Origin of the sequence: Bradyrhizobium sp. PRIMUS42, assembly GCF_023006515.1 — a bacterium.
GTDB lineage: Bacteria > Pseudomonadota > Alphaproteobacteria > Rhizobiales > Xanthobacteraceae > Bradyrhizobium.
The window spans coordinates 1-2547 of record NZ_JALBGZ010000820.1 but is presented as its reverse complement, the minus strand read 5'-3'; the positions used below and the strand labels follow the sequence as shown (position 1 = coordinate 2547).

Here is a 2547-nt window from a genome sequence, read left to right as displayed (position 1 = left end):
CGGGCGCCACGGCCGAGCGTTGCGCCCAGAGTGATCCACGCAGCGCCCGCCGTGAGAATCTGCAGCGCGATCACGCCGAACCAGGGCAACAGCTCGAGCGGCCCGGCCTCGAGCGGCAGGAGCAGGAAGGCAAACACGAGCGCTTTCGGGTTCAGCAGCGTGGCAAGCAGCACCTGGCCGAACCTCACCGGCGCACCGTCGCGCCGCTCGCGTGTGTTGACGCGCCAGAGCATGAAGGCGAGACACAGGATGTAGACGGTGACCGCGACGCGAAGCGCGAGCGCCGCGATTGGGATGTCGCTGACGATGGGGCCGAGCGCGAGCCGCAGCAGCGCAATGGCCAGCAGATAGCCGCACAGCTCCGCTGCAAGCAGGTGAAGCGAGCGCGCAATGCCGATCCCCGCGCCCGATGTCGCGAGCAAGGTGTTGGTCGGGCCGGGCATTGCCAGCAGGACATAAGTGGCAGTGAAGAAGGTCAGGAAGGTCATGCGCCTGAGCTAGCAGGCCCCGGGCCAGGTTGATTTGATCTTCATCATCGAATCCGGTCCGCAAAGGCCGGAATCGGCGCGTCTGGTCCGAACCCGACCGTCCTCATGGTCGCCGATTTGCGAAAAATTTGCATCCATGCGAGGTCTGGCCTTACGTAACGGCAGCTGCCGGGATGCCTCGGCAGATACTTCAGATGCCGGTTCCGGGCAGCAGGTTCCAGATGCCGGCGATGCCGGATGATGGGCGAAAGAACAAGTCATCGAAGATGGATCAGTCGACGTTGCAGGTCGTTCGCGCGGTGGAGGCCGGCGCGACAACCATGAAGGGTGTGATCGACGCGACCGGATTGTCCCGTCTCAAGGTCGAGCGCGCGTTGAACACGCTGGAGAAGCAGAAGCTGCTGGTTCGCGACGGCCAAGGCTTCAAGGCAAGCCAAGCCTTCAAGGCAGCCGGCGTGCCGAAGGCGGCGCCGCTGACCCGACAATGCGGATCGTGCAACGCCTGCTGCGACGTTCTCGAAGTGGCCGCCGTCGACAAGCCGGTGAACCATCTTTGCAAGCACTGGGAGACCGGGACCGGCTGCACCATCTACGACCGCCGCCCCCAGATGTGCCGCTCCTTCGTCTGCGCCTGGCTGCAAGGCCATCTCGACGACGACTGGTTCCCGGCGAAGTCGGGCATCATCGTCCATTTCAGCCAGGATGCCGTGAACGTCACGGTCGACGACCATTGCCCCGATCGCTGGCGCGAGGAGCCGTATTTCAGCAAGCTCGCCGAATGGTCGCTGAATGGGATCAAGCGGATCGGAAACCGGGGCTATGCCACCCTCGTCGTCTCCGGCGCCAACCGCTTCCTGCTGCTCGGACGCACCGTCGTTCCCGAGCCGACGCTGTTCGGCACGGCCTTCGTGCCGCTCACGGCCGACACGTTCCGGTTCTGGCGGGCGACGTCGCCGGAGCATTTGCAGCGATTGCATGAGCGGATCGCCGAGATGGAGCGGATCAGGCAGGAATTCGGCTCCTGCGTCATCCCCGAGAACGAGGACGACGATCCGCAGGCCCCCTATCGGCCCGCACTTCTACGGCAATCGAATCACGCCTGAACGCCACCGTGGGCAACGCGGCATGATCAGCCCCGCGCCGCTCGACGCGACGCGACGGGATTGATAAGCCCCTGTCCGCGAATGACGGGGACTTGAGTCGGGCATGACAGTTGCGATCGAGATGGGGCAGACCACGGCGGGCGCCGCGGCCGCCATGGACCTCGAGGAACTCTTGGCGACCCGCCTCCTGGTGCAGGGCAATTCGGGCTCCGGCAAATCGCATCTGCTGCGGCGGCTGCTGGAACAGAGCGCGCCCTGGGTGCAGCAGGCCATCATCGATCCCGAAGGCGATTTCGTCACGCTGGCCGAGCGCTTCGGTCATCTCGTCATCGAGGCCGAGGATCACACCGAGCGCGGCCTTCAGGTCGCCGGCGAGCGCGCGCGGCTGCATCGCGTCTCCACCGTGCTCAATCTCGAAGGCCTCGACGCCGAGAATCAGATGCGCCGTGCGGCCGCGTTTCTTGGCGGGCTGTTCGACGTCAACCGCGACCATTGGTATCCGATGCTCGTCGTCGTCGACGAGGCGCAGCTGTTCGCGCCGGCGGTTGCGGGCGAAGTCTCGGACGAAGCGCGAAAACTCTCGCTCGGCGCGATGACCAACCTGATGTGCCGCGGCCGCAAGCGTGGTCTCGCCGGCATCATCGCGACCCAGCGCCTCGCAAAGCTCGCCAAGAACGTCGCGGCGGAAGCCTCGAACTTCCTGATGGGCCGGACCTTCCTCGACATCGACATGGCGCGCGCCGCCGATCTGCTCGGCATGGAACGGCGGCAGGCCGAAGCCTTTCGCGACCTCGAGCGCGGACAATTCATGGCGCTGGGGCCTGCGCTGTCGCGCCGTCCGCTGCGTCTAAACATCGGTCCGACCGCGACCAGCCCGCGCAATTCCACGCCGCGGCTGATGCCGCTGCCAGAGGCCGCGCTCGAAGATATGCGCGCCGTGATCCTGGCTGCGCCGC

Annotated in this window: 3 protein-coding genes; 2 read left to right on the top strand and 1 reads right to left on the bottom strand. The window is 65.9% G+C overall.

Annotated features, from left to right (window positions below):
- The coding region (locus MOV75_RS34170; RefSeq protein WP_247007540.1) for a LysE family translocator at positions 1–488 on the bottom strand (488 nt) is incomplete at its 3' end.
- Between the two features lie 266 nt (positions 489–754).
- On the opposite strand from MOV75_RS34170, the gene MOV75_RS34165 reads away from it, so the two are divergent.
- Positions 755–1591: a YkgJ family cysteine cluster protein gene (locus tag MOV75_RS34165; RefSeq protein WP_246925816.1), complete on the top strand. Its 837-nt coding sequence runs from the start codon at positions 755–757 to the stop codon at positions 1589–1591.
- Between the two features lie 103 nt (positions 1592–1694).
- Positions 1695–2547: ATP-binding protein (locus MOV75_RS34160; RefSeq protein ID WP_247007539.1), on the top strand; the 853-nt coding region annotated here is incomplete at its 3' end.

What these genes read in the sequence shown, in the direction of transcription:
- MOV75_RS34165 (WP_246925816.1), top strand. Translation starts at nt 755, where the DNA reads ATGGATCAGTCGACGTTGCAGGTCGTTCGCGCGGTGGAGGCCGGCGCG.